We start from the raw sequence: 6,666 nt of genomic DNA, 5'->3' as shown, positions 1-6,666 counted from the left end.
GGTCAGAACAGGTCAGAAGTTCAAATATTTAGGAAACAAGGCCCTTGTATTGGGAGAAAACAGATTTTGGCTGAATTTGAAGGTGTTCATATTATTGGTAAAGCTCGAAGTAATTAAAAAAAGATCAAAAAGTGCTTAATTTTAAAGGTTTGGAAGGCTCTGTTTTTTATGTCGCATCTTTAAAAGAGCTTGATAAGTTTATATCACAAGAAAAAAGTGGGAGATACTAGCGAGAATATGACTACATAAGACCCATTATTTGTCAGAGAGCGCGGCTCGAAGGTTTGCGCGTCTGATAGGGGAGTATTCTTCCACACTTATTCAAGTTAAGTCGTATCATATTGCCTCTTATCTTAGTGTTGCCTCCCACACTTTGAGTAAGTTGAAAAATGAATCTAGGTGAATGATTTCTTGTATTCCGTTACTTACTATATTTTTTTTCAATGGAGGTTAATGATGAATACCCGTCAAAAAGTAAAAAAACACCGAGAACAGCGCTCTCAAGTTTCTAGGGATATCGGCTCAAGTATAAGTAGCGCTAGCGAGTCTTGCGTTATGCAAACTGGAGGACGCTATGATTGAGTTTACACAAATTGGCTCAGAGCTCATCTTTATTGGTGTTGCATTTTTCTTAGTCGGTTTAATTCAAGGTGCATTGATCCCGGTTGTAAAAAATTCAAGAATGGCACTTTCCGGGCACTTAACCGCTGTTCAGTGCGCAATGGCGCTAATGATCTTTGGTATTACTTGGTCCTTAGTTGAACTACCAGTGTATCTAGAAATATTTACAGCTTATGGCTGTGCATTTGGATTTATACTTATTTGGCTAGGGATAACGATTGCATCTGTAACTGGTGCAAGTAAAGCGCTTCCAATTGCTGGCGATGGCTTTTCGGCTTCTATCGCCACAGAGCATAAAGTGACAAGTTTGGTTCGTTTAGGCTCAGCCTTATCACTTATTGCCTGTACTTTATTGACCATCGGGATGCTACCAATTGTTTGGTAGCCATAATAAAAATATAACAAAGCTATTCAACCGATGTTATAAATGCGCTTTTGTATTTGGTCAGAGTTAGCATAAATGAAGGTGTGCTCGGGTTATTGCCGGTTCAATGTAGAAGTATTAAGTTAATTTGGTTGCCTTTACTTTATTGCTATTAGATTCATTGGATATTGTGAGTTAGGCCAAATTAAGGGTTTTATTTTGATGCTCATATTTTACAGGGCCCAAATTAAACTCACAAGTGCAACACTTTTTAATATCAAGCAGCCATACCTTGTTTTGTAAAAATAAAGGCTGGATGCTTGACCCTAAACACCATCTGGGGGGCAGTTAATTCTTGATTGAGCTAACTGAATGTCTTCATCTGTTATTTGTCTTATTTTCTGTTGGTCCTTGTAAAGCTTCATTGATCAGCATACAGGATGGCTAGCTACTGTTGTCATTAGTCGTATCATGTTTGGTCTTTGGCCCATATATTGGTTGGAAGTATGAGAGCTGCTGCTTGTTGTTTTGATGTGTAGTATATATCGATACTTCGAAAGTATTGTTGTTGCTATAGTAGTACACATATTGATTGTTTACTCTGGTACTGTTGCATTTTTTGCGAGAAACTATCGTAATACAGAGCTTGCAAAGGCATGAACTTGATAGTAAAACCGCTGGGCTAGGGTCAACGCTTTAGCTTAGCTGTTATTACATTTCTTAAGATAAATTTCTTTGGTTGTTAGTTGGTTGAACTTCCTTCAGTTTCAGTCAACAATAATCTGCCGTTTTTTTGCGCTTTGTACATTAAGTGACATTGTGTGTAGACGTCTATTTTTTAGCTCAAAAAATTTGGCGTGTGGAGATGAAATTTTTAAATTCTATTAATTTTATATAGTTTAGATGGTAAAACCAGCTATGAAAAAATCATCAACCGGTAAATACTGTCACCTAAAAATTAAGCAAGGAAAATTTGAGTAGTTTTACATATCTTGTTTTTGGTGTATTTGAAGTTAATTTAGATATTAAAAAAGACATTAGCTATGTTGTTGAGTATAATAGAATTTATATCAGTGCATCAAAGAAAAACACTAGAGACATTGATAGCTTATTGTCATACAAGATTATAAAAAAAGACTACTGTAATTTTCTGCACCAGCAGGAAAGTGTATAAACTAATGAGTTGCTTAGTTTTTTAAGCTTTAAAGCAAGGGCCACCTAACTTTCAAAGTGACTGGTTTCTAATGAGCTTTAACTTCTGTATATTAAGCAATTAATTAAGGGTAAAGTTTGTATGCTTTCGCACTTTTTCAATTTCAAAAGGTTAACATGCGCTTAACTTTAAACGGTAGTAGATGAACATTCTAATTCTTTTAATTGCATTTTTAGCGCCCATGATAGTCGCTGAATTATACTCTAGTCGGCACTATGAGTTATCCTTCACTGATCATTTAAGAAAGTGGAAGTTAGGTAAATATTTAGCGTTGTTGCTTGCTTGCCTTTATTTGCTTGCACTAATGACGATAGAGCCTGAAAATTCAGATAGTATTTTTTCTGCACTCTGCACCGGGGCCTTTCTCTCATTAGTTATATATTCGCAATCATTTGGTGAAATTTTTTTGAAGCATGCGGCAGAGTTTAAGAGGGTAGGTTTACTTGATGATGCTGCGTTTATTATTGGTTGGATAAGCCTTATTTATGAGGTGGCATCTTATCTTTTATACTTGTAAAAATAACATTATTTTAAACTTGCATAGAAACAGTTCGCTTTGTCTAAGATTTTTGAGTTTTAGCTAATAATGTTCACCCGGCATCATGGTACTATGACTTCTTTAAAAAATTGAAAAACATGAAAAACATGAAAAACATGAAAAACATGAAAAACATGAAAAACATGAAAAACATGAAAAACATGAAAAACATGAAAAACATGAAAAACATGAAAAACATGCTCTCTTCATGCTTCGAATGACTTAGGTTGAAAAACTATTTGTTGACAATAAAAATTCGTACCACATTGTGGGGGCAATTGCTTTATATCTATGCCAAAGACTATATTTCATCGTGAAAAATGTGTGAGAAACATTTTTAAAAGGTTAATGAAAACGAAGCTTTTTAGCAGCGCATTTAGGTCTTACAGCAATGAATTTTGAGAAGTGCTGGTGCAATTAATCGGATTATTATAAACAAGTAGGGTTTTCTAATATAAGGCTACATACTATGGAAAAAGTAAGTCATAATGAAGCCTTACACAATCAAGACTCTGGAAACTGTTGTGATTATCTGCATCAATATCTATGATGGTCTCCTTTAAGGATTATTGTTGAAAGTTATAGACAAAAAATATTTGTAGAACACTTTTTTGGGCAACTAAGCGAACAAGTGCCGCAAGTTATAAGTGCAGAGGTAAGCTAGGAACGTTGTGATATCTATTAGCTAATACCTGAGGTGTTTTTATGAAAAACGTTATAAGAATCTTAATAAAGTACATTTAAATATGAAATTAGCTAGTTTATTGGTAATCACCCTTGTAATTTTTGCTGTGCATATTGTTGGATATCTCTATGGCCTTAAGGGGGAGTATGTCTCATTAAGCTTCATTGTTTCAATTTGCCTAATGCTAAACGTTGTTGAGAAATACTTCAAAAGATCTGTCGCTAGAAAACTTGAGGTAAATAGACGCATGTTGGAAGTAGAAAACCCTGAATACCTTAAAGAAGTAGAGACTTTAGTTTATGGTAAGGGAGGCTGGAAAAATAGAGTACACAATCTTTGTCGCTTATTGCTTGGCTCTATAGTTATATTTCTACCGCCGATGCTTTATACATTGTATATTGATGAAAGTATATCTATTAATAGTTCCTTGACTAGTATGCATATTATAATGATGCTCCTAGGTGTAGGCATACTTTGCATAATATATAAGGTATTTGGGCGCCAGGCAGAGTAATAAAGAAAATCTTAATGATACTTAGGTTAATAGCTGAAGTTTTTATTATTCAGCTTGTAGTTACAGCGATAGGCACATATTGCTAAAACGACTATAGTTATTAAATAGGTATTTAGCCTATCCCAGTTGTATAAAAAAGGAAGTTTTGGTGAAGTTTTTTCCGGTAGTTTTTATTCTAATCAGCTTTAGCCAATTTGTTAAAGCTCATAATATAAGCTCATTTGAAATCCCCAGAAGCAGTGTTATAGATATAAAAGATCCACTTTCAAATAGAGTTTACCCCATATTTGTAAAATTACCTGCTTCATATGAACGCAATAAACAAACATCATACCCTGTTATTTATTTAACGGATGCTCTGTACAGTTTTCAAATTGTATCTGGTGCAACTCGATTTCCAATGAACACTGGTAAAATGGAAGAAGCAATCATTGTCGGAATCTCATACTCAAAAGGCTCTAAAGGGCCATCAAGCCGTATTCGTGATTATACCCACAAAAAAGATACAAGTTGGAAGCTTGAAACAGGACAAGCGCTTCAACATGCTAATTTTATAGAGAGTTCAATATTTCCGTATATCAAATCTAACTACCGTGTAAACGAATCACGCACATATGTGGGTAATTCTCTGGGTGGTTTATTTGGCGCATATATACTTTTAACAAAGCCAGATATGTTCACAAACTATATTTTAGGAAGTCCGTCAGTATGGTTTATGAACAATGATATACTAAACATTAAGCCCAAGCAGAACTTAAATACACACAAGATATTCATTGCTGTCGGAGACAGAGAAACACCCGAAAAAGACTCGCCAAGGCATGATATGGTCACTGGTGCGAAAAAGCTGGCATTAAAGCTGTCATCAGAACAACTTCCCAATGTAAAAGTGAAGTTTTTGGCTGTGCAGGGGGCAAATCATGAAACCGTATTTCCAACAACTGCGATACAGGGCTTGTATTGGTTATTTAAAAAATCATGACATTGTATGAGTTGATGAATACAAAGGGATTTACGAATTATAACTAATATAATCTAATTTTTTGGAACGTTTAATGTACTATTTTTTCTTATTTGTACTGTTATTTCCACTTTACTCTAAGTCAGAAGAGCACCTATACCCTTTAGGTGAATATGGTATTTATTATTACAAAGATACGAAGAAGCTAGTGGATAGCATCTTGCCAGAAAATTTAAACGTATCTGCAATTTTTTTGGTCTATCCAGCGGGGAAAGGTGTCAGCTTACTAACTGTGAATGAAACGTGGGATACAAATGAGTTTTCTCTCATAATTTCAAGGGATATCAGTAAGCCTGAAACTGTAAAAACAATAGCGCTTGATAAGCAACTTGCACAAAGGTTGCTAAAAGCATTTTCTACAGTGATAGCAACGACAAGAGTTCCCTCTGATCCTATGGATTCAATAGTCATAGCTGGCGGGACTCACTATATGTTCTACTTATTTCCATTTGGAGGTGTCGCTTGGGGAAAGCATAAGAGTGGACCTAGAAAAATTACTAAGTTGATTGAAGTGTTCGAACTTTTATTTAATCAGATAAACTCAGAGACAGATATTATTCTGGGCGAGCACTTTAAAAATGCATTAACGAACTTTGAAAAACAACAATAAAAACAAATTAAACCTTACATCAGCCTAGAGTAGATGGTAAGAATTAAGGAAGTAAATGATGCCAAGTATAGCAATTAACAAATTTTGCCCTCGTTCAGGAAAAATAATCTCACCTGATTCACTAACGCATTATCGGGGAGTTACAGTTGGCTTTTGCAACCCTTCTTGTAGAGACGACTTTGCTGAAAACATAAATGCAAGACCAAAAGATTCAATATATTTTGACGTATTGATCAAAGAGAAAGAGCTAGCGTAAGAATCCAAGAACAAGACAAAGTAATTAAGCTCATGGGCATCTTAATGTTGGCTAGTCGTTTGAACCTCAATAATTTTTCCCAGCATTAATATGCTCCTTATCAGGGCGATAAAGTTCAACATTTGAAGAGGGTGATTTTAAAAATTATAATTCTTTTGTTTGTGGCTTCTGTTTTATTTCTTACTAAGATATACATAACTAAAAATCAGAATCTGTCAGTCTGTATTGCAAATGGATTTGATTCAGTATTGTCTGTTTTATCTGTTTTATCTGTTTTATCTGTTTTATCTGTTTTATCTGTTTTATCTGTTTTATCTGTTTTATCTGTTTTATCTGTTTTATCTGTTTTATCTTCTCTATATATCACTATATAAAAGCTTTAAAATATAGGGTTCATAGCTTGCTCTTGAGCTATAACAAATGTTCTAATAAAAGGGTGTTGAAAATTAGGCTCGGTTACATAGTTTCTAATTTTATCTTACTATTATTTTCATATACCTATTTTATTTTTAGGAGTATATTGTGCTAAAAAAGATGGTTGTTATTATTTCTTCTCTATTCATAAGTCTATCAACTATAGCTAAGAGTGAAGAACCTCTACTAAAATTTATACCGGACCATAGAGTGAAGATGGTTGCTGAGGCATATTCTTTAGACTGCGTCGACTTTGTAAAAAAAAGCTTCAATATTGAACTTGATTACTCAAATGACAGTGTTTTAAAGCTAGAGCCAATACTTGATAACTTAAGTAAATATATCCGAGAAAAAGGCATGTCTAATGAGGACCGGATTGAATATGAGAAAATGTTTGGATTTTACATTGGCGAGACTTACCGTAGAAACA

8 protein-coding genes are annotated in these 6,666 nt (G+C 34.3%); 7 read left to right on the top strand and 1 reads right to left on the bottom strand.

The genetic code is table 11. The features are described 5' to 3' along the window. The first annotated feature begins 574 nt into the window (after window positions 1-574). The 6 genes from L1077_RS26910 (at window position 575) to L1077_RS26885 (ending at window position 5,822) form a co-directional block, all read left to right on the top strand. On the top strand, window positions 575-1,006 hold the full coding sequence (locus L1077_RS26910; RefSeq protein WP_237139840.1) for a hydrogenase: 432 nt from the start codon (window positions 575-577) through the stop codon (window positions 1,004-1,006). 1,334 nt (window positions 1,007-2,340) lie between these two features. After that, window positions 2,341-2,715, top strand: a complete 375-nt coding sequence (locus L1077_RS26905; RefSeq protein WP_237139839.1) for a hypothetical protein — start codon at window positions 2,341-2,343, stop codon at window positions 2,713-2,715. A gap of 767 nt (window positions 2,716-3,482) precedes the next feature. Further along, window positions 3,483-3,935 (top strand): hypothetical protein, encoded by a 453-nt coding sequence (locus L1077_RS26900; RefSeq protein WP_237139838.1) that lies wholly within the window; start codon window positions 3,483-3,485, stop codon window positions 3,933-3,935. Window positions 3,936-4,083: 148 nt separating this feature from the next. Continuing rightward, entirely contained in the window at window positions 4,084-4,917 is an 834-nt protein-coding gene (locus L1077_RS26895; protein ID WP_237139837.1) for an alpha/beta hydrolase, read from the top strand. Between the two features lie 73 nt (window positions 4,918-4,990). Next, window positions 4,991-5,566 carry a hypothetical protein gene (locus L1077_RS26890; protein ID WP_237139836.1) on the top strand — a complete coding sequence of 192 codons (576 nt, stop codon included), beginning with the start codon at window positions 4,991-4,993 and terminating at the stop codon, window positions 5,564-5,566. A 55-nt stretch (window positions 5,567-5,621) separates the two neighbouring features. Further along, on the top strand, window positions 5,622-5,822 hold the full coding sequence (locus tag L1077_RS26885; protein ID WP_237139835.1) for a YHS domain-containing protein: 201 nt from the start codon (window positions 5,622-5,624) through the stop codon (window positions 5,820-5,822). A 205-nt stretch (window positions 5,823-6,027) separates the two neighbouring features. Here the strand turns inward: L1077_RS26885 and L1077_RS26880 are convergent, their stop codons facing one another. Then, window positions 6,028-6,189 carry a hypothetical protein gene (locus tag L1077_RS26880; protein ID WP_237139834.1) on the bottom strand — a complete coding sequence of 54 codons (162 nt, stop codon included), beginning with the start codon at window positions 6,187-6,189 and terminating at the stop codon, window positions 6,028-6,030. A gap of 155 nt (window positions 6,190-6,344) precedes the next feature. On the opposite strand from L1077_RS26880, the gene L1077_RS26875 reads away from it, so the two are divergent. Next, window positions 6,345-6,666 (top strand): hypothetical protein (locus L1077_RS26875; RefSeq protein WP_237139833.1); only part of this gene is annotated, 322 nt, incomplete at its 3' end.

It is taken from the genome of Pseudoalteromonas luteoviolacea, from assembly GCF_021654285.1.
GTDB lineage: Bacteria > Pseudomonadota > Gammaproteobacteria > Enterobacterales > Alteromonadaceae > Pseudoalteromonas > Pseudoalteromonas luteoviolacea_J.
Note: the sequence above shows the minus strand (reverse complement) of the source record. Positions and strands in the feature narration are given on the sequence as shown.

Excerpts from the sequence above, each read along its gene's own strand:
- L1077_RS26910 (WP_237139840.1), top strand. The coding sequence starts at position 575 with ATGATTGAGTTTACACAAATTGGCTCAGAGCTCATCTTTATTGGTGTT.
- L1077_RS26905 (WP_237139839.1), top strand. The coding sequence starts at position 2,341 with ATGAACATTCTAATTCTTTTAATTGCATTTTTAGCGCCCATGATAGTC.
- L1077_RS26900 (WP_237139838.1), top strand. The coding sequence starts at position 3,483 with ATGAAATTAGCTAGTTTATTGGTAATCACCCTTGTAATTTTTGCTGTG.
- L1077_RS26890 (WP_237139836.1), top strand. The coding sequence starts at position 4,991 with ATGTACTATTTTTTCTTATTTGTACTGTTATTTCCACTTTACTCTAAG.
- L1077_RS26885 (WP_237139835.1), top strand. The coding sequence starts at position 5,622 with ATGATGCCAAGTATAGCAATTAACAAATTTTGCCCTCGTTCAGGAAAA.